Origin of the sequence: Kitasatospora sp. NPDC005856, assembly GCF_040629945.1 — a bacterium.
Classification (GTDB): domain Bacteria; phylum Actinomycetota; class Actinomycetes; order Streptomycetales; family Streptomycetaceae; genus Kitasatospora.
Genome location: NZ_JBEXWT010000115.1, coordinates 1 through 24,290, shown reverse-complemented (window position 1 = coordinate 24,290; position 24,290 = coordinate 1). Strand labels below are relative to the sequence as shown.

Genomic DNA, 24,290 nt, shown 5'->3' with positions numbered 1-24,290 from the left:
GTCAGAAGGGTGTCCAGGTTCGTCTTCACAAACCAACCAACGGGCACCCTTCGTCATGGTCGCGGCCAGGTCAGCGATCGGACTCATTCATCTAGGGCCGGCTCACGGTCAGTCGATGTCGCTGCCCGGGCCGATGACCTTGATCCGGTCCTGCGCCGGGGCCTTCAGCGGCGCGCTCGCCGAGCTGTGGGCGCCCAGGTAGGCCGTGAAGACGTCCAGGTCCGAGGCGCCGACCAGCTTGTCGGTGCCGGCCGCGAAGGCCGGGAAGCCGTCGCCGCCGCCGGCCAGGAACTCGTTGGCCGCGACCCGGTAGGTGGCGGCCGGGTCGACCGGGGCGCCGTTCAGCCGGATCGAGTCCAGGACCACCCGGTCCGCGCCGGTCTTGCGCATGTCCAGGGTGTAGTGCAGGTTCGAGGACACCTGGAGGACCTTCGGCGCGGCGGCGTTGGAGCCGCTCACCTGCTGCTGGAGCAGCTGGATCAGCTGGGCGCCGGTCAGCGTCTTGACCTGCATCATGTTGGTGAACGGCTGGACGGTGAACGCCTCGCCGTAGGTCACCACGCCGTCGCCCTCGCCGCCCGAGGCCTTGTGGACCAGGTCGGAACGGATCCCGCCGGGGTTCATGAAGGCGACCTGCGCGCCGCCCTTGTCGGCCGGGGCGAGCCCGGCGAGCTGCGCGTCGGCGATCACGTCACCGAGCGGCTTCTCCAGGTCGCTGTTGCCGCGGCCGTTGATGTCCGAGGCGATGTAGCCGACCGGGCGGTTGGCGATCGGGGCGGCCAGCTTGGAGTAGTGGTCGATCAGCGCCGTCATGTCGGGCGCCTTCTCGACGGTGCGGCGCACCACGTGGTTCTCGGCCTTGACCGTGGGACGCACGATCTCACCGGTGGTCTTGTCCAGCTTCATGTCGATCTCGGTGAAGAGCCGGCCGAAGGAGGCGGCACTGGTCACCGAACGCGGGACGCCGTCGGGGTCGGGGATGCTGCACGCGTACGCGTTGTGGGTGTGGCCGGTGACGATGGCGCCGACCGCCGGGTCGATCTTCTTGGCGATGTCGACGATCGGGCCGGAGATGCCCTGGCCGGCCGCACCGCAGTCGTAGTTGTAGACGGTGCTGGCCGGGTAGCCGCCCTCGTGGATCAGCGCGACGATCGAGTTGACGCCCTTGGCCTTGAGCTCGGCGGCGTACTTGTTGATCGTGGTGACCTCGTTGGCGAACTTCAGGCCCTTGACGCCCTCGGCGGTCACGATGTTCGGCGTGCCCTCCAGGGTGACGCCGATGAAGCCGACCTTCACGCCCTGGGACCTGGTGATCCAGTACGGGGCCAGCAGCGGCTTGCCGGTCTTCTCGTCCGTGACGTTGGCCGACAGGTAGTTGAAGTTGGCGCCCTTGAAGGTGCGGCCGGGCTCGTAGCAGCCGTCGGTCGGGTGGCAGCCGCCCTCCTGCACGCGCCGCAGCTCCTGCGCGCCCTCGTCGAACTCGTGGTTGCCCACGGAGGTGACGTCCAGGCCGAGCTTGTCCATCGCCTCGATGGTCGGCTCGTCGTGGAAGAGCGCCGAGGTGAGCGGGCTGGCGCCGATGATGTCGCCGGCCGCGACGGTGATCGAGTCGTCGGCCGGGATGCGCGCCTTGCGCAGCTCGGTGGCCAGGTACTCGATGCCGCCGGCCGGGGTGGCGACCTCCTTGCCGGTGGCCGGGTCGATCTCCTTGACCGTGCCGGACGAGCCCGCCGGGGGCTCCAGGTTTCCGTGGAAGTCGTTGATCGCCAGCAGCTGGAGGTTGACGGTCTTGTGGCGCTTGGCGGTGGCGTCGGCGGCCTGGGCGGCCGCCGGCGCGACCACCGTGCCGAACAGACCTGCGGCGGCGACGACGGCGAGCGCCGTCCGTCGGGATCTGACGGTGAGCATGAAGGGTTCCCCTGCACCTTGGAAGGAGTACCGGCTGCGGACAGCATCGGCGTTCGGGCATGTGTTGCGACTGCGAAGCCTAAGGTCAACGCGCGTAGCTGTCAGGACGTCCGACGTAACGAGAGGATTACCTACTGACGAACCATCGCCGGCCGCCGGGTGCGGAGTCTGCGGAGAGCGGCCCCCGAAGGGCCGCTCAGACGCCCGGTTCGCTCGCCAACTGCCGTTCCGCACGCACCCGTTCGGCCACCGCGTCCTCGGTCATCGCACGGTCGGTGTAGACCAGCGGACGCTCGGCCTCGGTGATGATGTGCTTGACCACCTGCACGTTGCCGTTGACGTCCCAGACCGCGATGCCCGGCGACAGGGTGGGGATGATCTCCACCGCCCAGCGCGGCAGGCCCAGCACCCGGCCGGTGGCCCGCGCCTCCTCGGCCTTCTGCATGTAGATCGTCCGGGTGGAGGCCATCTTCAGGATCGCCGAGGCCTCCTTGGCGGCCGCGCCGTCCACCACGTCGGACAGGTGGTGCACCACCGCGACGAAGGACAGGCCGAGCCGGCGGCCGAACTTCAGCAGCCGCTGGAACAGCTGCGCCACGAAGGGGCTGTTGATGATGTGCCAGGCCTCCTCGACCAGGAAGATGCGCTTCTTCCGGTCCGGCCGGATCCAGGTGTGCTCCAGCCACACCCCGACGATCGCCATCAGGATCGGCATCGCGATCGAGTTGCGGTCGATGTGCGAGAGGTCGAAGACGATCAGCGGCGCGTCCAGGTCGATGCCCTCGGTGGTCGACCCGTCGAACATGCCGCGCAGGTCACCGTCGACCAGCCGGTCCAGCACCAGCGCCACGTCCAGGCCCCAGGACTGCACCTCGTCCACCGCCACGCCCAGCGACTCCACCGAGGACAGGTCGGGGTTGCGCAGGGTGTCGATGATGTCGTCCAGCACCGGCTGGCGGTCCTTCACCGAGGCCACCACGTGGGCGTGCGCGGCCTTCAGCGCGAAGCCGGCCCGCTCCTCCAGCCCGCGCCCCATCGCCACCTCGACGATGGTGCGCAGCAGCGACAGCTGGCCGGTCTGGGTGATCGCCGGGTCCAGCGGGTTGAGCTTCACCCCGCCGTCCCGGGCCGCCATCGGATCCAACCGGATCGACTTTATGCCCAGTGCGTCGGCGATCAGGTTCCACTCACCCACGCCGTCCTCGCCCTGCGCGTCCAGCACCACGACCTGGCGGTCACGGAACCTCAGCTGCCGCAGCACGTACGTCTTCTCCAGCGCCGACTTGCCGTTGCCGGACTCGCCGAGCACCAGCCAGTGCGGGGCGGGCAGCTGCTGTCCGTACAGCTGGAACGGGTCGTACACGTACCCCTTGCCGCTGTACACCTCGCGGCCGATGATCACGCCGGAGTCGCCCAGCCCGGGCGCGGCCGTCGGCAGGTAGACGGCCTGCGCCTGGCCGGTGGAGGTGCGCACCGGCAGGCGGGTGGTCTCCACCTTGCCGAACATCAGGCTGGTGAACGCATCGGTGAGGTTGCCGATCGCCATGGGCGGCCTCCTGACTGGTCAGCGGTGGACGGGGACGGACTGGCGCGGACGTGGCCGGGCCTACGGGCTTGCGCGGGCGTACGCCCGCCCACGCGGGCGTACGGGGGTGCTCAGCGGCGGATGCCGGTGGCGAACGGGAGGGTGTTGACGAAGGCCCGGTGGTGCTCGCGGTCGCACCACTCCAGCTTGAGGTAGCTCTTGCCGGCCGAGGCCCGGATGGTCCGCTTGTCGCGGGCCAGCGCGTCGGGGTTGCGCGAGGAGACCGTGATGTAGCCGACCAGGTTCACCCCGGCCGCGCCGGAGGCCAGGTCGTCGCCGCGCTGGTCCACCCGGCCGGTGTGGGCCAGGTCGCGCGGGTCGACCGTGCGGTTCATCTTGGCCGCGCGGCTGGCCTCGGCCTCGTCGTTGGTCTTCTCCGTCAGCATCCGCTCGATCGCGACGTCGGTGGGCTCCAGGTCCATCGTCACCGCCACCGTCCGGATCACGTCCGGGGTGTGCACGAGCAGCGGCGCCAGGAAGTTGACGCCCACCGGGGTGAGCGGCCACTCCTTGACCCACGCGGTGGCGTGGCACCACGGCTCCCGGGTCGCCGACTCGCGGGTCTTCGCCTGCAGGTACTGCGGGTGGGTCGCGTCCAGCTCGGCCGGCCAGGCGTTGCGCCGGGACATCGCCTGGATGTGGTCGATCGGGTGGTCCGGGTCGTACATCGAGTGCAGCAGCGAGGACAGCCGGGCCTGGCCCAGCGGCTGGCGCACCCGGATGTCCGCCTCGGCCAGCCGGGCGCAGATGTCGGTCAGCTCGCGCGCCATCACGGCCGCCAGCCCCTCGTCGTCCCGCGCCCGCCGCCCGGTGGCCGTCCGGCCCATCGCGTGCGCCTCCGCCGCCAGGTCACGGGTGTAGTGCATGCAGGCCACCAGGTACGCCCGGTGCTGCTCCGAGGAGGTCGACACCATCGACTGGAGCTGGTCGTACGAGTCCTGCAGCCAGCGCGGCGCGGACGGGTCACCGCGCCGCTCGACGTCCTTGGCGTGCGCGTCCGGATCGGCCGGCAGTGTCCGGGCCAGGATCTGCAGCCGGGTCACGAAGCCGTCCCCGTTGGCGACGTGCTTCAGCAGCGTCCCGAACCGGTCGACCAGGGCCTCCTGGTCCTCCGAGTCGCGCAGGCCGACGCCAGGGCCCTCGATCTCGATCGCGGCCGTCACCGTGCGCCGCTCCAGGTGCATCAGCACCCCGACCTCGTCCGGCCCGAACGGCGCCGTCAGCCAGCGCAGCCGCCCCACCCCGGGCGGCGGGCCGACCTCCACCTCCCGGCCGTCCAGCCGGGTGCCGGCGTCCATCACGTCCGAACGCCACACCGCCCGCCCGCTGCGGACCGTCCGGCGGTAGGTGCGGTTGATCTCCACCCACTTGTAGAACGTCCGCTTGCGGTACGGCACGTACACCGCCGCGATGGCGAGCGCCGGCAGACCGACCAGACCGCCGATCCGCAGCGGCAGGATCGGCATCAGCAGGCCCCAGAGCATGCCGAGGAAGGCCCCGAAGATGATCAGCACGATCTCGCCGGACTCACGGTTCCGGCCGATCGGCGCGTTCGGGCGGGCCTTGCCGATCAGGTAGGTGCGGCGCTGGTGCACGTACGGCTGGGCGTACTGGGTTCCGTACTGGCCGAGCGGTTCACTGCTCACTTACCCGTCACCCTCCCTTCGCTGGATTGCTGTCGCGGATCGGAACCGGGGCCTGCGGCGGCCCGGCCTGCGGCGGCGGAGCCGGCGTCCGGCCGGCGTGGGCGGCGATGCCCGGAGCGACCGAACCGCCGCCCGCCCCGCCGCCACCCGTGCCGGCCGCCTGCGGACCGCGGTCGCCGTGGGTGGTGATGCCCTGCTTCATCAGGTTCGCGGTGCCGTTGATCATCGCCGAACCGGCCTGCACGGCGTTGGCCCGGGCCCCGCGCATGTTCAACAGCTCGTCGCCGAAGCCCGGCACGAAGCGGTAGACCGCGGCACTCGCGAAGATCGACAGGAACAGGATCGCCAGCCCGGACAGCACCCGGGCGAAGTCGTCGTCGGCCCCGGACCCGGTCGCCACCGCACCCGCCAGCCCCAGGATGACCACGATGATCGGCTTCGCCAGGTCCACCGCCAGCATCACGCCCGCCCAGCGCCGCACGTGCTTCCACAGCTGCCGGTCCACCAGCCCCGCGTACACCGCCGTCCCCAGCAGCGCGCCGACGTACAGCATCGCCGCCCGGATCAGCAGCTCGATCCAGAGCACCGCCGCCGCCAGCACCGCGACCAGCGACACGATCACCAGGATCAGCGGACCGCCGCCCACATCGCCCTTCTCCAGCGTGTCGGCGAACCCTCCCAGGTACGACCCGGTGTCCGTCTTCGTCCCGACCGCTATCGCCTTGGTCAGCCCGTCCGTCACGCTCACCACGGTGAACAGGATCAACGGCGTGAACGCGGACGCCACCACCGTCAGCCACAGGAAGCCGATCGCCTCCGAGAACGCCGTCGTCAGCGGCGCCCCCCGCACCGCCCGCTTCGCCACCGCCAGCAGCCACAGCACCAGTGTGATCACCGTCGACACGGCGAACACCACGGCGTACTGCTGCAGGAACGACCCATTGGTGAAGTCCACCTGCGTCGTTCCGTCGATCGCCCCCGACAGCTTCCGCACCACCCACGCCGCGGCCTGCGCACAGCTCTTGGCCAACGCCCCGAGGGGATCGGTCACCGTCCCGACGGTGTTGGCCCCGGGGAGGGAGCCACCAGGCTTGTCCACACAGAGAATGCCGTTCCCTGAGATCGGCAGGTCAGGGCAGTTGGTGGCGGCGGTGCCGCTGGGCGTCGCTGTCGGCGAAGGCTCGGCGAACACCCGCTGGGCCGCCGACAGCGCCGCCACCTGCAAGGTGGCCAGCACACCGACGAGGGTGCCCACACGGCGTCGTGCGCCGGAACGGCGTGAGGTCTGGTCAACGCGCAAAGCGGAACCCCCCGAACTGCTGGACGGCGCCGGTGATCTCATCGGCGGTGGCGGCCTGCTGGTCTGCGGGCACCGGCGCGGGGCCCTGCCTGCTGGTGAAGTCGGTGAGCTTCCAGTCGCTGCCCGTCCAGTGCAGCGAGAGTGTGAGGGTGAACCAGTTGGTGGTCACCGGCTGGACGGAGCGCTCGCCGGCGAGGCCGGTGAGGCCGGTGCACCACACCTCGACCTTGGCGTCGCCCTCGCTGTAGCCCGTCGACTTGGTGCCGACCGGGACGGTGCGGCTGACGAAGGTGAGGCCCTTGGGCGCGCGGCCCTGGGCGTCGAGGCCGTAGCGGGTGGCGGTGTCGCCGCCGAAGCCCTGGTCCAGCCGGCTCTGGAGCCCGGCCAGGGCGCCCGGGTCGGCGATGGTGGCGATGATGCCGTGGCGGCTGTCGGTGCGGAACATGTCCGCGGAGCCGATCGCCACCGCGTAGTTGGTGGCGGCGGACTGGGCGCCCGGTTCGGTGTGCGGGTAGCCGGTCGGGATGCCGTTGACGGTGGTGTCGACGGGTTGGTCGCCGCTGGGCGCGGGGCCGGCCCCGGACCCGGCGGCGGCGCCGGCGCGGTCGGCGGAGGAGCCGTCGTTCCCGGATCCCGTGCCGGGTGTGACGCGGTTGGCGATGGCGATGGCCACCACGAGCAGGGTGACGACCGCCAGGACGGCCACCAGGGCGCGCAGCGGGCGGGACTGACGGTGGTTCGACGGGAGGGAGGACTGTTCGCCGACCGGCAGGCGCGTACGGGTGCGCGGCTGGTCGTCGGACAACGGCACGGCGGCCCTCCTGGTGCGGGGAGCCGGGGCGGCTCCGGGGGCCCTCCGGCCGGGGCGGGCGCGGGCGGAGGGTGGGAACGGGGGTGGATTCCTGGCGGATCGGCTGCCGGAGGGGGTCCGGACGGGGACCCGGTCTCAGGCCGGTCGGACGGCTACTGCTGTCCGATCGTCAGATCGCCATGCCGTAGACAATGGTGAACAGGGTGCCCAGTGATCCGATGATGAACACGCCGGTCAGTCCGGCGACGATCAGCCCCTTGCCCTGTTCGGCGCCGAAGCTGTCGCGCATCGCGGTCGCACCGATCCGCTGCTTGGCCGCGCCCCAGACCGCGATGCCGAGGCAGACGAGGATGGCGACGGCCATGATGACCTCGACCATCACCCGCGCCTCCGACCCGAGGGTCGCGAACGGCCCCCAGTCCGGGGCGATTCCGCCGATGATGGTGTCGATGTTCGGCTTCTTGGGGGGGTCCTCGGCCAGGTGGCCGACCGCATTGGTGTGCACGCTGCTCAGGTTCATATCCATCTCACCGCCCGATCAGGCAAATTCAAGGGCCCGGACCCGGCCCGCGCGAAGGGTCGGTACCTATTCTTGGCCAGATCTGATGTCGACTTGGCTACTTCTCGCGAATTGGTCGTGAGGCATCGGCCACGTACGCGAGGATGTACACCGTACGAAGGATAGCGCTCACTGTTCGTATCTCTGATGATTGCGGTGAGCAACGCCTTCCGGGACACTTCGACTGACGATTCGTCGGGATGGTGCTGATGGTACTCCGGAAGGCCGGTACGGCCGCCGCCGCTGCGGGAGTTGCCGCGTTCGGGTTCATCGGGCTGGTGACGATGGGGACTTATGCGGCGAGTGGGACGCCGCAACAGTCGGCGAATCGTTCCGCCCTCTCCCCCGGGACGGTCCCCGCGGCCTACCAGGACCCGATCCAGAAGTGGGGCTCGCTCTGCCCCCAGATCTCCCCGCCGATGCTCGCGGCGCAGCTGTACCAGGAGAGCGGTTTCGACCCCAAGGCGCGCTCCGGGGTCGGGGCGCAGGGAATGGCGCAGTTCATGCCGACCACCTGGCCCGATTACGCCACCGACGGCAGCGGGGACGGCAGGGCGGACGTCTGGGACCCGCTGGACGCGATCGCCTCGGCGGCGACGTACGACTGCGCGATCGCCAGGCGGGTCGCGAAGGTCCCGGGCGACCCGCAGGCCAACCTGCTCGCCGCGTACAACGCCGGCGAGGGCGCGGTGGAGAAGTACAGCGGGATCCCGCCGTACAAGGAAACCCAGGGCTACGTGCGGAACATCCAGGCGATGGCCCGCAGCTTCACCGCGCCGGCCTCGCCGACCGCGCCGCTGGAGGTGTCCCCGCAGTCGTCGGCCGCGATCTACTTCGCGCAGACCAAGCTCGGCACCCCGTACCTGTGGGGCGGGGAGGGCCTGCCCTCGCAGAACGGGCGGTTCGACTGCTCGGGCCTGACCCAGGCCGCGTTCGCCAGCGTGGGCATCACCCTGCCCCGGGTGGCCAACGACCAGTGGTACGCCGGTCCGCATCCGTCGCGCGACCAGCTGCGGCCGGGCGACCTGGTGTTCTGGGCGACGGACCTGAGCGATCCGCGGAGCATCCACCACGTCGGGATCTACGTCGGCGGCGGGTACATGATCAACGCGCCGCACACCGGTGCGGTGATCCGCTACGACAAGATCGACACCAGGGAGTACATCGGCGCGACCCGGGTCACCTCGGACGGGGCCCAGGCGCTGCCGACCCGCAACGACGACGGCGCGGTCAACGCTCCGTCCCGCCCGGGCGGGACGGAGGCCACCGCCCCCGCGGGGAACCAGGGCGGCAGCCAGGGCGTCCCCCAGGGCGGCGCCCCGGCGACCCCCGTCCGGTCGGCCGTCGCCGCCCCGCCCGCGCCGACCGGGCCGGCCCCCGCCGGGGCGGGACGGTAGGTGCGGTGGGGCCGGGACGGCGGGGAGCTGTGTGCGCGCTGTGGACGCTGAGTCAAGTTTCCATAACCGCGCGTTTCCGTGGAACGCTGTGTCCCGGCGATGACGTTGGGTCCGGTGGCCCCTCGTCAGCTTTCGGCGCCGGGCGGGCCCCGGTGGGAACGTACAGGTGCAGCGGACCAGAAGGAGGTGCGGCGTGTCGACGCCGCTTGCCGACACGACCAACCCCGACCTCGACCTGCTCTACGCCGTCAACGGTCTGGCCAAGCGCTCCCCGCAGTGGCTGGACCACCTGGTCTCGTGGATCGGCGAGTACGGCATCCTGATCGGCCTGGCCATGCTCGGCCTGGTGGCCTGGCTCCAGGCCCGACGCCGTGCGGACGCGCCGGTGGCGATGGCCGGGCTGCTCTGGGTGCCGCTCTCGGTGGCCGTCGCCGAACTGGCCAACCTGCCGATCGCCGCGATCGTGAACCGCCCGCGTCCCTTCGTCGACCATCCCGGGCTGCTGGTGCTGGTGGACGGCAAGGCCGGCACCCACTCCTTCGTCAGCGACCACTCGACCATGACCATGGGCGTCGCGGTGGCGCTGTTCCTGGTGAACCGCCGGCTGGGCTGGATCGCCGGCGGGCTGGCGGTGCTCCAGGGCTTCTGCCGGATGTTCATGGGCGTCCACTACCCCACCGACGTGATCGGCGGCTTCGCGCTGGCCGTCGCCGTGGTGCTGCTGCTGGCGCCGATCGCGATGGCGGTGCTGGTGCCGTTCTGCCACGCGCTGAGCAGGACGGCGGTCGCCCCGCTGATCCGGGCGCCCGAGCGCGGCGGCGCGGCCCGCGGCGGGGCCGGCCCGCGCGGTCGTCGCCGTGGGCGCGGGGCGGTACGGGCCGGGGAGCAGCCGCCGGAGTCCGACCTCGCGGCCTGACCGCGCCTCGCGGTCGGCCCCGGCCTTGCGGCCTGACGCCGCCTCGGGGCCATGGCCTATGGAGCTGGCCCCGGCCCCGGTGGGATCAGTCCGGCTCGGCACCGCTCTCGGCGAGGTGCTCGGCTCCTTCGCGGCGGACCAGGTCGCGCGAGCGGCGGGCCGGGGAGTACCAGCCGCAGCTGCAGGTCGCGAAGGCGAAGGATCCGCGCTCGCTGACCACGAGGCGGTGTTCGGGCATCCGGGCGGTGCCGGGCGTCGCCGGCAGCTCACTGTGCACGTGGTTCACGGTAACGCGCCGGGCGGGTCCGGCGCGACGCTCCCACCACACCGGCCCCCGTAACCCTTTGCGCCCCAACTCGTTTGCCCGGAAAGAGCTCTGCCCACCCGGTGGTGGCCGGCGGGGCTGTCGGGCCCGAGGGGGTTGTCGCGAGGATGAAGATGACCGACCAGCACCGCACCGGACGGTCGGCACGCCGTCCGGGTCCGCACCTGCGCTCGGCGGCCGGGGCCACCCTGCTCGCCGCCGCCCTGGTGGCGGGGGCCGCCGGCTGCTCCGGCGGCTCCGTCGACGGCTCCTCCGACCAGCAGTCGGGCGCCCCCGACCAGCTCGCCGCGGACGCGCTGACGGCGGTGCGCAACGCCGCCGACATCACCGGCCGCACCGGCTCCGCGCGCGCCGCGACCGAACTGGTCACCGAGTCCACCGAGAAGAAGGCCTCGTTCAGCGGCACCGGTGGCTACGACTACGTCAAGCGGATCGGCCGGCTGGAGGTCCAGGTGCCGCCGGGCGCGGCGACCACCGGGAAGATCGTCGAGGTGGTCCTGCCGGGCACCGTCTACCTCCAGAACAGCGGCGCCAAGGTCCCCGCGGGCAAGTGGGTCAAGCTGGACGTGCGCCAGCTGCCGGACGGCAACCTGGTCAGCAGCGGCGCCACCGACCCGGCCTCGGCGGCGGGGGCGCTGCGCGGGGCGCAGAAGGCGGAGGCGGTGGGCACCGAGACCGTCGACGGGGTCCCGCTGCACCACTTCAGGGGCACCCTGGACCTGGCCAAGGCGGCCGATGCGACGGGCGGCAGGGGCGGGGACGGTCTGCGGATGGGCGCGCAGACCTTCACCGTCAAGGAGGTCCCGTACGACGCCTGGCTGGACGACCAGGGCCGGCTGCGCAAGGTGGTCGAGGTGTTCACCTTCGCCGGGGTGGCCGGGTCGAAGGAGCCCAAGGACCAGGTGAAGGTGACGTCGACGACCTCGCTGTCGGACTTCGGGAAGCCGGTGGAGGCGGCCGAGCCCTCGGCCTCGGACATCTACCGGATGAAGCCCACGGAGAGCCCGAAGTAGGGCTGGTCCGACACGCCCTGGGCGGCCGGGGCAGCGCTCCGGCGCCGGGGCGAGACGGGGTGCCGCCGGGGCGGGTGGCCGTCCGGGGAGCGGCGGCCACCCGTTTCGGCGGCGCCGAGATGGCCCGTCCGTGCCATGTGGACGGGCCCCGAAGTGCCTAGGCTGGACTCCGGGTGGCTGCCGCCCGGGCTGGCGAGGCACTGAAGGGGTGGTGCAGGTGGTGTCGTCCACGGGCGGCCGCAGCGGCGGCCACGACGACGCGGCCCTCGACGAGATCGATCTGGCCGGCGAACTGATGATCGCCGCGACGGCCAGCTCCGACGACCGGCTGCCGACCGAGCGGATCGACGAGGTGCTGCTGGACCGGACCGAACCCGGCCAGGCCGACCGGGAGGCCGACGGCTAGCGGGCTCGGGAGCGACGCGGGCCGTCCGCCGTTCCGGGAGCGAGGCGCCCCGGAGCGGCGGACGGCCCGTCGGGTCAGCTGCGCAGCAGCCGGCTGATCGCGGCGGTGGCCTCCGCCACCTTGGCGTCCAGCTCGCTGCCGCCCTGCTCGGCGGCCGCGGCGACGCAGTGCCGCAGGTGCTCCTCCAGCAGGGAGAGCGCGAAGGACTGCAGCGCCTTGGTGCTGGCCGAGACCTGGGTGAGCACGTCGATGCAGTAGACGTCCTCGTCGACCATGCGCTGGAGGCCGCGGATCTGGCCCTCGATCCGGCGCAGCCGCTTGAGGTGGGCGTCCTTCTGCGCGCTGTAGCCGTGCGGGCCGTGGTGCCCCGCCGGAGCGTGGCCGGCGTGCGGGTCGGTCCCCTGCGCGTGCTCCGGCTCGGTGCGCGCTTGCGTCGTGGTCATCGGCCCCGCCTTCGTCTCAGTGCCTGGTGGCTGCGTCGGCCACAAGTGTCCAACACCGGGGCCCTCCGTGGTGTTCCGACGGGCGGCCCGGCGGGTGCCGCGGGGCCCGGGCGGGGGTCGCCCGGCGGTTCACCCGTCTGAGCGGCGCCCCGTTCCCGGGCGCGCACGACGGGGACAATCCGGGCGAGGTTCCGTCAGACTGGTGACCCGCGTCCACAGGTGGTGGCGCACCCGGGCAGCCGGTGCGGCAGCCGAACGGAAGGGGAGGCTCCGGCTCCTTGCCCGGCACCCCGTTTGCGTGATTGCGCTCGGTTGCACCTAGCATCGTTCAGTCCCTACCCCGCACATCGGAGATTTCCGTGCGTTTTAGCCTGACCCCGAAGGAGACGAGCTTCTACGACATGTTCGCCGCCGCGGCGGAGAACCTCGTCGTCGGATCGAAGCTCCTTCTGGAGCTGCTTGGATCGGACGTGTCGGCCCGTGCGGAGATCGTCGAGCGCATGCGCGCCGCCGAGCACGCCGGGGACGACACCACCCATGCCGTCTTCCACCAGCTGAACTCGTCCTTCATCACGCCCTTCGACCGCGAGGACATCTACAGCCTCGCCTCGTCGCTGGACGACATCATGGACTTCATGGAGGAGGCCGTCGACCTGGTCGTCCTCTACGACATCCAGACCCTGCCGAAGGGCGTCGAGCAGCAGATCGAGGTGCTGGCGCGCGCCGCGGAACTCACCGCCGCGGCGATGCCGAACCTGCGCAGCATGTCCAACCTCACCGAGTACTGGATCGAGGTCAACCGCCTGGAGAACCAGGCCGACCAGATCCACCGCAAGCTGCTCGCCCACCTGTTCTCCGGTCAGTACGACGCCATCGAGGTCCTCAAGCTCAAGCAGGTCGTGGACGTCCTTGAGGAGGCGGCGGACGCGTTCGAGCACGTCGCCAACACGGTGGAGACCATCGCCGTCAAGGAGTCCTGACCCCCGTGGACATGGCAGCACTCATCGCCGTCGTCGGCGTTGCGTTCTTCTTCACGTACACCAACGGCTTCCACGACTCGGCGAACGCGATCGCCACCTCGGTCTCCACCCGGGCGCTCACCCCCCGGGCGGCGCTGGCGATGGCCGCGGTGATGAACCTGGCCGGCGCCTTCCTGGGCAGCGGCGTGGCGCACACGGTCTCCAAGGGGATCATCGAGACGCCCACCGGCAACCAGGGGATGGCGATCCTGTTCGCGGCCCTGGTCGGGGCGATCGCCTGGAACCTGATCACCTGGTACTTCGGCCTCCCGTCCTCCTCCTCGCACGCGCTGTTCGGCGGCATGGTGGGCGCGGCCCTGGCCGGCGGCGTCGAGGTGATCTGGAGCGGGGTCCTCGACAAGATCGTCATCCCGATGATCGTCTCGCCGGTGGTCGGCCTGGTCGGCGGCTTCCTGGTGATGCTGGCGATCCTGTGGATCTTCCGCCGGGCCAACCCGCACCGGGCCAAGCGCAACTTCCGGGTCGCCCAGACCGCCTCGGCCGCCGCGATGGCCCTGGCGCACGGCCTCCAGGACGCCCAGAAGACCATGGGCATCGTGGTCATGGCACTGACCATCTCCGGCCACCAGTCCGGCAACGGCATTCCGGTCTGGGTGAAGATCTCCTGCGCGACGATGCTCTCGCTGGGCACCTACGCGGGCGGCTGGCGGATCATGCGGACGCTCGGCCGCAAGATCATCGAGCTGGACCCGCCGCAGGGCTTCGCGGCCGAGGCCACCTCGGCGACGGTCATGTACATCTCGTCGTTCGTCTTCAAGGCGCCGATCTCCACCACCCACGTGATCACCGCGGCGATCATGGGCGCGGGGGCCACCAAGCGGATCCGCGCGGTGCGCTGGGGCGTCGCGAAGAACATCGTGCTCGGCTGGTTCATCACGATGCCGGCGGCCGCCATCGTCGCAGCGCTGATGTACTGGTTCGTCCACCTGTTCTGGGGCTGACGGCCCCGGCGGACGCCCGGAACGGGACGCACCGCAGAGGACACCCGGAGCCGGACGCACCGCACGGGACGCACGAACGGACAGGGCCCGCCCCCACATCTCGGGGGCGGGCCCTTTTCCATGTCCCGCGGCGGCACCGCCATGCAGCACCACGGGACAGCTCGCGGTCCGCCGGGCGGCCCGGCGCCGAGGCGCCGGGCCGCGTGACGGGGTCCGGTCTAGCCGAAGCGGCCGGAGATGTAGTCCTCGGTCGCCTGGACCTGCGGGTTGGAGAAGATCCGCTGGGTGTCGTCCAGCTCGATCAGCTTGCCCGGCTGGCCGACGCCCGCCAGGTTGAAGAAGGCGGTGCGGTCGCTGACGCGGGCCGCCTGCTGCATGTTGTGGGTCACGATGACGATGGTGAACTGCTCCTTGAGCTCGCCGATCAGGTCCTCGATGGCGAGGGTGGAGATCGGGTCGAGCGCGGAGCAGGGCTCGTCCATCAGCAGGACCTGGGGCTCGACCGCGATGGCGCGGGCGATGCACAGGCGCTGCTGCTGACCGCCGGAGAGGCCGGCCCCCGGCTTGTTCAGCCGGTTGTGGACCTCCTTCCAGAGGTTGGCGCCCTTCAGCGAGCGCTCCACCACCTCGTCCAGCACGGCCCTCTTCTTCACGCCGGCGAGCCGCAGACCCGCGACCACGTTGTCGTAGATCGACATGGTCGGGAAGGGGTTCGGGCGCTGGAAGACCATGCCGACCGCGCGGCGCACGGCGACCGGGTCGACGTTGGAGGCGTACAGGTTCTCGTCGTCCAGGAGGACCTTGCCCTCGACCCGGGCGCCGGGGATCACCTCGTGCATGCGGTTCAGGGTCCGCAGGAAGGTGGACTTGCCGCAGCCGGAGGGGCCGATGAAGGCGGTCACCGAGCGGGGCTCGATGCTCATCGAGATGTCCTCGATGGCCTTGGTGGTGCCGTAGTAGGCCGACAGTCCGCTGACGTCGATGCGCTTGGCCATGATCGTTGCTTCTCTCGTCTGTCTCGTACGTCAGTCGGTCGCTCAGTGCCCGCCCTTGGGCGAGCGCCAGCGGGCGATGCCCCGGGCGATGAGGTTGAGCCCCATCACGAAGGCGATCAGCACCAGCGCCGCACCCCAGGCACGGGCGTAGCCGTAGTCGTTGTTGACCTGCGAGTACTGCGTCCAGATGTACATCGGCAGGGACTGCTGCGGTCCGTCGAACGGGTTGTTGTTGATGTAGTCGGCGCCGAACACCAGCATCATCACCGGGGCGGTCTCGCCCGTGATGCGGGCGACCGCGAGCATCACACCGGTGGTGATGCCGCCGATCGCGGTGGGGAGGACGATCCGCAGGATGGTCTTCCACTTCGGCACGCCGAGCGCGTACGAGGCTTCGCGCAGCTCGTTCGGGACGAGCTTCAGCATCTCCTCGGTGGACCGGACCACGACCGGCATCATCAGGATCGCCAGCGCGAGGCTGCCCGAGAAGCCGGAGTAGCTGAAGCCCAGGGCGAGGTTCCAGAGCGAGAGGATGAACAGACCGGCGACGATCGACGGGATGCCCGTCATGACGTCGACGAAGAAGGTGACCGCCTTGGCGAGCGTGCCGCGGCCGTACTCGACCAGGTAGACGGCGGTCAGCAGACCGATCGGGGCGGCGATCGCGGTGGCCAGGGCGACCTGCTCCAGGGTGCCGATCAGCGCGTGGTAGATGCCACCGCCCGGACCGGACTGGATCACGCCCTTCATCGAGTGGCTCAGGAAGTTCCCGTTCACCACCTCGATGCCCTGCTGGACCGTGTAGGAGATCAGGGCGACCAGCGGGACGACGGCCAGGATGAAGGCGACCCAGACCACCGAGGTGGCGAGCCGGTCCTTGGCCTGTCGGCGGCCCTCGACCCGGGCCGAGAGGACGTAGCCGATCAGGACGAAGAGCAGGGCCGAGATCAGGCCCCACTGCAGGTGGCTGGCCAGCCCGCCGAGCGCGCCGATCGCGCAGCCGAGGGCGATCGAGCCGCCGGCGACGGCGGCCGGGGCCCACTTGGGCAGTCGGTTGGCGGTCAGCGGACGGCCGACGGGCCGGGCGTCCTCGACGACGGCGGTGACGGTCATGCGTTGGCCCCCGAGTACTCCTTGCGGCGGGCGATGATCAGTCGCGCGGCACCGTTCACCAGCAGGGTGATGACGAACAGGACGAGGCCGGAGGCCATCAGCGCGTTGCGGCCGTTGTCACCGGCCTCGGCGAACTTCAGCGCGATGTTCTGCGCGAAGGTGCCGCCGCCCGCGTCGAGGATGTGCAGCGACAGGACGTTGCTGGCGGAGAGCACCACCGCGACCGCGATGGTCTCGCCGAGCGCGCGGCCGAGGCCGAGCATCGAGGCCGAGATGATGCCGGGGCGGCCGAACGGCAGCACCGCGGTGCGGATCATCTCCCAGCGGGTCGCGCCGAGCGCGAGCGCCGCCTCCTCGTGCATCCGCGGCACCTGGCGGAACACCTCGCGGGAGACCGCGGTGATGATCGGCAGGACCATGATCGCCAGCAGGATGCCGACGGTGAACAGGTTGCGCGGGGTGCCGGTCCTGGTCTGGTCGAAGATGTACGTCCAGCCCAGGTACTCGTTGAGCCAGCTGGTCAGGCCGTCCATGTGCGGCACCAGGAAGAGCGCGCCCCAGAGGCCGTAGACGATGCTGGGGACGGCGGCGAGCAGGTCGACCAGGTAGGCGAACGGCTGGGCGATCCGGCGCGGCGCGTAGTGCGAGATGAACAGCGCGATCCCGATGGCCACCGGGACGGCGATCGCCATCGCGATGACGGCGCTGACGATGGTGCCGAAGGCCAGGACGGCGATGCCGAAGACGGGCTTCGGGGCGTCCGGCGTCCACTCGAAGGAGGTGAGGAAGTTGCCTTCGTTGGTGGTCAGGGCCAGGACGGACCGCCAGGTCAGGAACGCGGCGATCGCGGCCATGACGACCAGCAGCAGGATGCCCGAGCCCCGGGCGAGGTTCATGAAGATCTTGTCGCCGACCCGGCTGTCGCGCGGCCGGCGTTCCCTGCCTCGCGGGGCGGCAGGGGAGGATGAAGTCATTGGTCTACTCCGGTCTGGTGGTGCCGCCCCGGAAGGGGGACGGCACCATGGCGGCGGTGCCCCGGACGTGGTGCTGGGTGTGGTCCGTTCCGGTGGGGCGACCCCGGCCCCCCTCGCTCACGGGGCCGCCCCACCGGGGGTCCTGTCGGGTCAGGCCAGGGTGGCGATGACGCCGTTGACCTTGTCGGTCACGGTCTTCGGCAGCGGGACGTAGCCCTTCTCGCCGACGGCCTTCTGACCCGCGTCGCTGGCGGTGTAGGTCAGGAAGGACTTCAGGGTGTCGAGGGTCTCGGCCTTGTTGCCCTTGTCGCAGACGATCTCGTAGGTGATGAGGACCAGCGGGTAGGAGCCCTCTTCCTTGGTCGCGTAGTCGAGCTTCAGCGCGAGGTCGCTGCCGGTGCCGGCGGCCTGGGCCTTGCCGATGGTGCTGGCGGCGTTCTCGGCGGTGGCCGCGACCGGCTTGGAGGCACCGGTGTTGATCGCGGCGCTCTTCAGGCTGTTGGTCTGGGCGTAGGCCAGCTCGACGTAGCTGATCGAGTTCTTGACCTGCTTCACCTGGGCCGAGACACCGGCGCTGCCGTTGGCCGACTGGCCGCCCTTGCCCGCCCAGGCCTTGCCGGCCGGGTAGGACCAGGCGCCGCCGCCGGCGGCGGCGAAGTACTTGGTCAGGTTCTCGGTGGTGCCGGCGTCGTCCGAGCGGTGGAAGGTCTGGATCTCCGTGTCCGGCAGCTTGGCGCCCGGGTTCAGGGCGGCGATCGCCGGGTCGTTCCACTTGGTGATCTGCGAGTCGAAGATCTTGGCGGCGGTCGGGCCGTCCAGGACCAGGTTGTCGACACCGTCGACGTTGTAGACCAGCGAGATCAGACCGCCGACCATCGGCAGGTCGATGCCCTGGCCGCCGGTGCAGACCGCCTTGGAGGCGTCGACCTCGGCCGGCTTGAGGGCCGAGTCGGAGCCGGCGAACTGGATCTTGCCCTGGTTGAACTGCTGGATGCCGGCACCGGAGCCGCCACCCTGGTAGTTGATCGTGGTGCCGGAGCAGGCGGCGGCGAAGCTGGTCTTCCAGACGTCCATCGCCGCGCCCTGCGCGGTCGAACCCGCGGCGATCAGCGAACCCGGCTTGCCACAGTTGATCGCGGAGGCCGGCGCGGCGGAGCCACTGTTGCCGCCGGACGCGGTCGAGTTGGTGTTGTTGTCCGACCCGCAGGCGGCGAGCGACAGCGAGCTGACGAGCGCCATGGCACCGATCGCGAGGGCCTTGGAGCGGCCGTTCCGCTGGAGCTTCACAGGGGTGTCCCTTTCTGTGGCATTGCCCTTGGCTCAGGCCGTACGCGTACGGCCGAGCACGGGTTCTGCTGTGGTCCGGGGCCCGTGCGGCCCTCCGGTGGTCCCGAAGTTAGGCCGGGTAAGTGACACGACAGCCGGTCGCAAGTGAACGGAGAGTGAACCTCGAAGGGATGACAGGAAACTACGTCAGGTAGTAACGGTTGCGTCACGGCAAGGGCGCGGGGAGATCACTTCCACGGTTCCTTCACCGACGCCGACCCCGCCGCCGACACCGGCCTCGCCCCCAGGACCGCCAGCAGCGCGTCGACCAGCGACCGGTCGTGGTCGTGGGTGAGCCGGGCCCGCGCCTTCCCGGCCGGCAGCCACTCCAGCCGGTCCACCTCCCGGTTGGGCCGGAACGACCCGCTCGACGGCACCGCCGCCCAGTAGCGGACCTCCTTGGGACGGCCCTGCACCCGGTAGTGCTGGGTGGGCAGCTCCGGGCCCAGCAGGCAGTGGAAACCGGTCTCCTCCCGGACCTCGCGCAGCGCCGCGTCGACCACGCCCTCACCGACTTCGAGCTTGCCCTTCGGCAGGCTCCAGTCGTCGTACTTGGGGCGGTGGATCACCGCGATCCGCGGCCGCCCCAGCCGGCCGCTCTTCTTCGGCCGACCCGGCAGCCACAGCACCGCGCCCGCCGCCAGCACCACCGGGGCGTGCCCCGCTCCGGCCGCGGCCCCGGTCGCCGGCCGGCCGGTGCGCGGGCGCTCGTCCACCTCAGACCGCCCTGGGTGCGACGGGGTGCCCCCAGGCGTCGGCCGGGACGAGCTCCAGCCAGCCCTCCGGGCCGGGCGGCAGGTCCGGCCAGCGGCGGCCGACGGCGTAGCGCGCCGACTCCACCTCCAACCGCTGGTCGGCGTGCACCACGCCCAGCACGTACGCGGTCGCCGGGGTGATCCGCGGCGTGCGCGCCGCGGTGGCGGCGGTGACGGCGGCGTCCGCCGCCTCCTGCTGCCGGGCCAGCACCAGGTCCAGCCCGTCCAGCTCGGAGGACCCGCGCCCGCACACCTCCAGCGCGTACCGGGCCCGCTTCACCAGGATCCGCAGCCGGGCCCAGGGCGCGTCATCGGCCGCCAGCGCGGTGTCCGCGTCCGTCGCCCCGCGGGACGGCGGCACCGTGCCCAGCCGGCGCATCCCGTCCCCGCCGTAGGGCGTCGCGGCCCGCTGCAGCGGCAGCTGCTGGGCGACCGCGGACAGCGCGGCGAACGCGGCGGCGGCCTGCGGCAGCAGCACCGCCGGGGCCCGACCGCCCGCCGACTCCAGCAGCGGGGCGTCGCCGACCAGCAGGGTCATCCGGTCCGCCAGGGCGTGCAGCCGGGCGGAGCGGAGTTCCTGGAGCACCGTGGAGTGCGCCCTCGTCCGGGCCAGGGTCAGCTGCCGGTCCAGCAGCGCCCGCGCCTTGGGGGCGCCCGCGTGGCCGGCCAGCATGCCCGTCCCGTCCGGGTCGGTGCCGCTCAGCGAGTCCAGCGCGCCCAGCAGCCGGGCCGAGCGGCGGACGTAGCCGGGCTCCAGCGCCAACAGGTTGAGCAGCCAGCGCAGCTCGGTGCGCGACTCCTGCGCCCAGGTCTGCTCGAAGACCGGGCCGAAGGTGTGCAGCAGCCCGCCGATCCGCCGGACGGCCCGCAGCAGGTCCGAGGTGCCGGCCGACGGGACGACCGAGGCCGTCCCGGGTCTGGCGCCGACCTCGCCCACCGCCAGCGGCAGCGCGCGCAGGAAGGCGCCGGCCTGGGCGGTGAGGTGGCGGGAAAGGATGTCCCCGGCGGTCGCGGTGGAGGCCGCCTGGGCCGTCATCGGCGCTTCGGTCATGGCGTGGTAGATCCCCGTTCCTCCGAGGTGGTCCCCGGAGCTGGTGGCCGACCGCCGGGACAGGTCCCCTTACCGTCCCGGCGGCTTCGCATCAGTGCACGCGTCAGCGCGAGGTCGCGGCCCGGCGGCGCTGGCGAGAGTCGATCAGCAGGTCCTGGACGTGTCGCAGCGGGCGGCCCTCGGCGTCCTGGGAGCGACGGGCCCACGCGCCGTCCGGCCCCAGGTGCCAGGACTCGGTCTCGTCCGACACCCCCAGGTCGATCAGCCCGGACAGCTCGGCGCGGTGCGCCGGATCGGTGATCCGCAGCAGCGCCTCGATCCGGCGGTCCAGGTTGCGGTGCATCATGTCGGCGCTGCCGATCCAGACCTCCGGATCGCCGTTGTTGCCGAACACGAAGACCCGGGAGTGCTCCAGGAAGCGGCCCAGGATGCTGCGGACCCGGATGTTCTCGCTCAGCCCCGGCACGCCCGGGCGGATCGCGCAGATCCCGCGCACCCAGACGTCCACCGGCACGCCGGCCTGGGAGGCCCGGTAGAGCGCGTCGATCACGGCCTCGTCGACGATCGAGTTGACCTTGAGCTTCACGTAGGCCGGGCGGCCCGCCCGGTGGTGGGCGATCTCGTTGTGGATCCGCGAGACCAGCCCGTCGCGCAGGCCGCGCGGGGCGGTCAGCAGGCGGCGGTAGGACTCGCGGCGCGAGTAGCCGGAGAGCCGGTTGAACAGGTCCGAGAGGTCCGCGCCGACCTGGGGGTCGGAGGTGAGCAGGCCGAGGTCCTCGTACAGCCGGGCCGTCTTCGGGTGGTAGTTGCCGGTGCCGACGTGCGAGTAGCGGCGCAGGGTGTCGCCCTCCTGCCGGACCACCAGCGAGAGCTTGCAGTGCGTCTTCAGCCCGACCAGGCCGTACACCACGTGACAGCCGGCCTCCTCCAGCTTGCGGGCCCACTTGATGTTGGCCTGCTCGTCGAAGCGCGCCTTGATCTCGACCAGCACCAGCACCTGCTTGCCGGACTCGGCCGCGTCGATCAGCGCGTCGACGATCGGCGAGTCGCCGGAGGTGCGGTACAGGGTCTGCTTGATCGCCAGCACGTCCGGGTCGGCGGCGGCCTGCTCCAGGAAGGCCTGCACCGAGGTGGAGAAGCTGTCGTACGGGTGGTGCAGCAGGACGTCGCGCTCGCGCATCGCGGCGAAGATGTCCGGCTGGGAGGCCGACTCGACGTCGGTCAGCCCGCGGGCCGTGCCGGCCACGAACTTCGGGTACTTGAGCTCCGGGCGGTCCAGCTCGGCGATGCCGAACAGTCCGGTCAGGTCCAGCGGCCCGGGCAGCGGGAAGACCTCCGCCTCGGTGATGTTCAGCTCCCGCACCAGCAGGTCCAGGATGTACGGGTCGATCGACTCCTCGACCTCCAGCCGGACCGGCGGGCCGAAGCGCCGCCGCATCAGCTCCTTCTCCAGGGCCTTGAGGATGTTCTCGGTGTCGTCCTCCTCCACCTCCAGGTCCTCGTTGCGGGTGACGCGGAAGGCGTGGTGGGCCAGCACCTCCATCCCCGGGAAGAGCTCCTCCAGGTGGGCGCCCATGACGTCCTCCAGCGGGACGTACCGCTGGGGCGAGGCCTCCAGGAAGCGGGCCAGCGACTGCGGCACCTTGACGCGCGCGAAGTGCTTGTGCCCGGAGACCGGGTTGCGCACCACGACGGCCAGGTTGAGCGAGAGTCCCGATATGTACGGGAAGGGGTGCGCCGGGTCGACGGCCAGCGGGGTCAGGACGGGGAAGATCTTCTGCCGGAACAGCGTGTGCAGCCGGGCCTGCTCCTTCTCCGCCAGCTCCGACCAGCGGACCACCTCGATGCCCTCGGCGGCGAGGTCCGGCAGGACCTCCTGCTGGAAGGCGGCGGCGTGGCGGGCCATCAGCTCGCGCGAGCGGGTCCAGATGAGGTCCAGCACCTCGCGCGGCTGGAGGCCGGACGCGCTGCGCTGGGCGACGCCGGTGGCGATCCGGCGCTTGAGTCCGGCCACCCGGACCATGAAGAACTCGTCCAGGTTACTCGCGAAGATCGCCAGGAACTTCGCCCGCTCCAGCAACGGGATGCCCGGGTCCTCGGCCAGTTCCAGGACCCGCTCGTTGAACGCGAGCCAACTGCGCTCACGGTCCAGGAAGCGGCCCTGCGGCAACGCTTCGTACTCCTCCTCGTCCGTGGCCGGCAGCTCCGGCGGAATACCCAGCGCGCTGGACATCCGGGCCGTAGGCGACAGCGGGGCAGAGACGGGGCGGGGGATGCTCATGGGCTCCAGCTCCTCCAGCAGCAGGACGGCGTCCGGACGCGAATGGCTCTGCGGGCCGTCGCCCTCGCCCCGGGCCGAACCCGGGGACAGCACCCAACCTCCGGGTGCGGTCCGTACAGGACCGGCCGGTGCGTGGCGGTCGACTCTGCACGAGCGAGACACTACGGACTTCATCCTGTGATCTTCGCGGCAGCAATTGAATCCACGGTAAACACCGCATGGCCAGGAGGAAAGCTGAGTCGGTCGGGGCAAGGGGCGTTGCCGTCCCGTCCCTCGCCCACGACCGCTCCGCAGGAGGTCCCCGGCCGCCTTCGACGAGGTCGAAGGAGCTGGGAGTCCGGTTCGAGGACGCTCCGCGGCCCCGGCTAGGCCGGCCGGCTCGCCCCGTACCGGGCTCGGTACATGAGGTCCACCTCGTGAACGGCGAATCCCAATCGTTCATATACCCGCACGGCGGCCGGATTGTCGGCGTCGACGTAGAGAAGGACGGTGTCCAGTCCGCGCTCGCCGGGACCGGTGCCGGTCAGGTGGCGCAGGCCCGCCGCGGTCAGCGCACGGCCGAGGCCGCTGCCCTGCTCGGCCGGGTCCACCCCGACCACGTACACCTCGCCGAGCTCGGGCTCGGTGGCGCTCGCCGGGTGCACCTTGGTCCAGTGGAAGCCGACCACCTTGCCGTCACGGGTGGCGAGGAAGAAGCCGGCCGGGTCGAACCAGGGCTCGGCGATCCGCTCGGCCAGGTCCTGTTCGGTCCAGGAACCCTGCTCGGGGTGGTGGGCGAAGGCCAGGGCGTTGAGCCGCAGCCACTCGGCGCCGTCCTCCCCCGGGCGGAAGGTGCGGAGCTCGATGCCCTCGGGAACGGCCACCTCCTCGGTCTGCCGGCCGGCGCGACGCATCTGCCGCAGCTCACGGACCAGCTCGGCGCCGTACGCCTCGGCCAGGTGCCGGGCCGCCGGGTGACCACCGTGCACCCAGAAATCCACCGCGTCGCGCCCCGCCCGGTGGGCCTGCTCCAGGACGGCGTCGACCAGCGGGCGGGCCAGGCCGCGACCGCGGGCGGCCGGGTCGACCACCAGCTCGGCGGCGGGGTTGGCCGACGGGTTCTCCGGTACTTCGAGCTGGCCGTAGCCGAGGACGGCTCCGCTCCCGGTCCCGGTCCCGGTCTCGGTCTCGGCCACGACGAGGTGGATCACGCCCGGCCGCGGGGTCTCCGCATTCCGCAGCCGAAGCCGGCCCTGCTCGGACACGGCGGCCCGGCCGTCCACCGCCTGGGCGTCCGCCAGAACACGCAGGGAACCGTCGCGCTGCTCGGGCCGGAGCACATCGTTCGCAAACACCGCTGTCTGATCGTCCATGCCCTGACGATACGACACCGGAAATGCGAAGAGCCCCTGATCCGAGTGGATCAGGGGCTCTTCTGAAGAATTGTTCGGCGGCGTCCTACTCTCCCACAGGGTCCCCCCTGCAGTACCATCGGCGCTGTGAGGCTTAGCTTCCGGGTTCGGAAT

General features: G+C 71.4%; 22 protein-coding genes and 1 rRNA gene. 6 read left to right on the top strand and 17 right to left on the bottom strand.

Annotated features, from left to right (window positions below; genetic code table 11):
* Positions 1–108 precede the first annotated feature (108 nt).
* The 6 genes from ABZ449_RS37640 to ABZ449_RS37615 form a co-directional block, all read right to left on the bottom strand.
* Positions 109–1,908 (bottom strand): bifunctional metallophosphatase/5'-nucleotidase, encoded by a 1,800-nt coding sequence (locus tag ABZ449_RS37640; protein WP_360355330.1) that lies wholly within the window; start codon positions 1,906–1,908, stop codon positions 109–111.
* Positions 1,909–2,104: 196 nt separating this feature from the next.
* Positions 2,105–3,454, bottom strand: coding sequence for an ATP-binding protein (locus ABZ449_RS37635; RefSeq protein ID WP_360355327.1), 1,350 nt, complete (start codon positions 3,452–3,454; stop codon positions 2,105–2,107).
* Between the two features lie 110 nt (positions 3,455–3,564).
* Positions 3,565–5,139: an SCO6880 family protein gene (locus ABZ449_RS37630; protein WP_360355324.1), complete on the bottom strand. Its 1,575-nt coding sequence runs from the start codon at positions 5,137–5,139 to the stop codon at positions 3,565–3,567.
* Positions 5,140–5,146: 7 nt separating this feature from the next.
* Positions 5,147–6,376 (bottom strand): hypothetical protein, encoded by a 1,230-nt coding sequence (locus tag ABZ449_RS37625; protein ID WP_360355321.1) that lies wholly within the window; start codon positions 6,374–6,376, stop codon positions 5,147–5,149.
* Positions 6,377–6,428: 52 nt separating this feature from the next.
* The gene (locus ABZ449_RS37620) at positions 6,429–7,250 is read right to left on the bottom strand and encodes a hypothetical protein (RefSeq protein WP_360355318.1); all 822 of its coding nucleotides are present in this window, start codon (positions 7,248–7,250) and stop codon (positions 6,429–6,431) included.
* A 169-nt stretch (positions 7,251–7,419) separates the two neighbouring features.
* Positions 7,420–7,770, bottom strand: a complete 351-nt coding sequence (locus tag ABZ449_RS37615; protein ID WP_360355315.1) for a hypothetical protein — start codon at positions 7,768–7,770, stop codon at positions 7,420–7,422.
* 248 nt (positions 7,771–8,018) lie between these two features.
* Here ABZ449_RS37615 and ABZ449_RS37610 point away from each other — a divergent pair, with 248 nt between their 5' ends.
* Both ABZ449_RS37610 and ABZ449_RS37605 read left to right on the top strand, forming a co-directional pair.
* Positions 8,019–9,206, top strand: coding sequence for a bifunctional lytic transglycosylase/C40 family peptidase (locus ABZ449_RS37610; protein WP_360355338.1), 1,188 nt, complete (start codon positions 8,019–8,021; stop codon positions 9,204–9,206).
* 193 nt (positions 9,207–9,399) lie between these two features.
* A complete protein-coding gene (locus tag ABZ449_RS37605; protein ID WP_360355312.1) occupies positions 9,400–10,122 on the top strand; it encodes a phosphatase PAP2 family protein in 723 nt (240 codons plus the stop codon).
* An 85-nt stretch (positions 10,123–10,207) separates the two neighbouring features.
* Here ABZ449_RS37605 and ABZ449_RS37600 read toward each other — a convergent pair whose 3' ends face one another.
* Positions 10,208–10,399, bottom strand: coding sequence for a hypothetical protein (locus tag ABZ449_RS37600; protein WP_360355309.1), 192 nt, complete (start codon positions 10,397–10,399; stop codon positions 10,208–10,210).
* A gap of 161 nt (positions 10,400–10,560) precedes the next feature.
* Here ABZ449_RS37600 and ABZ449_RS37595 point away from each other — a divergent pair, with 161 nt between their 5' ends.
* The gene (locus tag ABZ449_RS37595) at positions 10,561–11,460 is read left to right on the top strand and encodes a hypothetical protein (RefSeq protein ID WP_360355306.1); all 900 of its coding nucleotides are present in this window, start codon (positions 10,561–10,563) and stop codon (positions 11,458–11,460) included.
* 217 nt (positions 11,461–11,677) lie between these two features.
* Positions 11,678–11,866 carry a hypothetical protein gene (locus tag ABZ449_RS37590; RefSeq protein WP_360355303.1) on the top strand — a complete coding sequence of 63 codons (189 nt, stop codon included), beginning with the start codon at positions 11,678–11,680 and terminating at the stop codon, positions 11,864–11,866.
* 74 nt (positions 11,867–11,940) lie between these two features.
* Here the strand turns inward: ABZ449_RS37590 and ABZ449_RS37585 are convergent, their stop codons facing one another.
* Positions 11,941–12,309 carry a metal-sensitive transcriptional regulator gene (locus ABZ449_RS37585; protein ID WP_360355300.1) on the bottom strand — a complete coding sequence of 123 codons (369 nt, stop codon included), beginning with the start codon at positions 12,307–12,309 and terminating at the stop codon, positions 11,941–11,943.
* Positions 12,310–12,668: 359 nt separating this feature from the next.
* On the opposite strand from ABZ449_RS37585, the gene ABZ449_RS37580 reads away from it, so the two are divergent.
* Entirely contained in the window at positions 12,669–13,289 is a 621-nt protein-coding gene (locus ABZ449_RS37580; RefSeq protein WP_188298808.1) for a DUF47 family protein, read from the top strand.
* Between the two features lie 5 nt (positions 13,290–13,294).
* Positions 13,295–14,290: an inorganic phosphate transporter gene (locus tag ABZ449_RS37575; protein WP_360355297.1), complete on the top strand. Its 996-nt coding sequence runs from the start codon at positions 13,295–13,297 to the stop codon at positions 14,288–14,290.
* A 218-nt stretch (positions 14,291–14,508) separates the two neighbouring features.
* On the opposite strand, the gene pstB is transcribed toward ABZ449_RS37575, so the two are convergent.
* From pstB to rrf, 9 genes are all read right to left on the bottom strand, one after another.
* On the bottom strand, positions 14,509–15,285 hold the full coding sequence (gene pstB, locus ABZ449_RS37570) for a phosphate ABC transporter ATP-binding protein PstB (protein WP_360355294.1): 777 nt from the start codon (positions 15,283–15,285) through the stop codon (positions 14,509–14,511).
* Positions 15,286–15,327: 42 nt separating this feature from the next.
* Positions 15,328–16,398 (bottom strand): phosphate ABC transporter permease PstA, encoded by a 1,071-nt coding sequence (pstA, locus tag ABZ449_RS37565; RefSeq protein WP_360355291.1) that lies wholly within the window; start codon positions 16,396–16,398, stop codon positions 15,328–15,330.
* A complete protein-coding gene (pstC, locus tag ABZ449_RS37560; RefSeq protein WP_360355288.1) occupies positions 16,395–17,372 on the bottom strand; it encodes a phosphate ABC transporter permease subunit PstC in 978 nt (325 codons plus the stop codon). The genes pstA and pstC overlap by 4 nt, the downstream gene beginning before the upstream one ends.
* Before the next feature lie 150 nt (positions 17,373–17,522).
* The gene (pstS, locus tag ABZ449_RS37555) at positions 17,523–18,659 is read right to left on the bottom strand and encodes a phosphate ABC transporter substrate-binding protein PstS (RefSeq protein WP_360355285.1); all 1,137 of its coding nucleotides are present in this window, start codon (positions 18,657–18,659) and stop codon (positions 17,523–17,525) included.
* A gap of 227 nt (positions 18,660–18,886) precedes the next feature.
* Positions 18,887–19,327 carry an NUDIX hydrolase gene (locus ABZ449_RS37550; RefSeq protein ID WP_360355335.1) on the bottom strand — a complete coding sequence of 147 codons (441 nt, stop codon included), beginning with the start codon at positions 19,325–19,327 and terminating at the stop codon, positions 18,887–18,889.
* A gap of 88 nt (positions 19,328–19,415) precedes the next feature.
* The gene (locus ABZ449_RS37545; protein WP_360355282.1) at positions 19,416–20,504 is read right to left on the bottom strand and encodes a CHAD domain-containing protein; all 1,089 of its coding nucleotides are present in this window, start codon (positions 20,502–20,504) and stop codon (positions 19,416–19,418) included.
* A 103-nt stretch (positions 20,505–20,607) separates the two neighbouring features.
* Positions 20,608–22,785, bottom strand: a complete 2,178-nt coding sequence (locus ABZ449_RS37540) for an RNA degradosome polyphosphate kinase (protein WP_360355332.1) — start codon at positions 22,783–22,785, stop codon at positions 20,608–20,610.
* Positions 22,786–23,150: 365 nt separating this feature from the next.
* Positions 23,151–24,137: a mycothiol synthase gene (gene mshD, locus ABZ449_RS37535; protein WP_360355279.1), complete on the bottom strand. Its 987-nt coding sequence runs from the start codon at positions 24,135–24,137 to the stop codon at positions 23,151–23,153.
* Positions 24,138–24,209: 72 nt separating this feature from the next.
* Positions 24,210–24,290: ribosomal RNA gene (rrf, locus tag ABZ449_RS37530) — 5S ribosomal RNA — on the bottom strand; the annotation flags it as partial.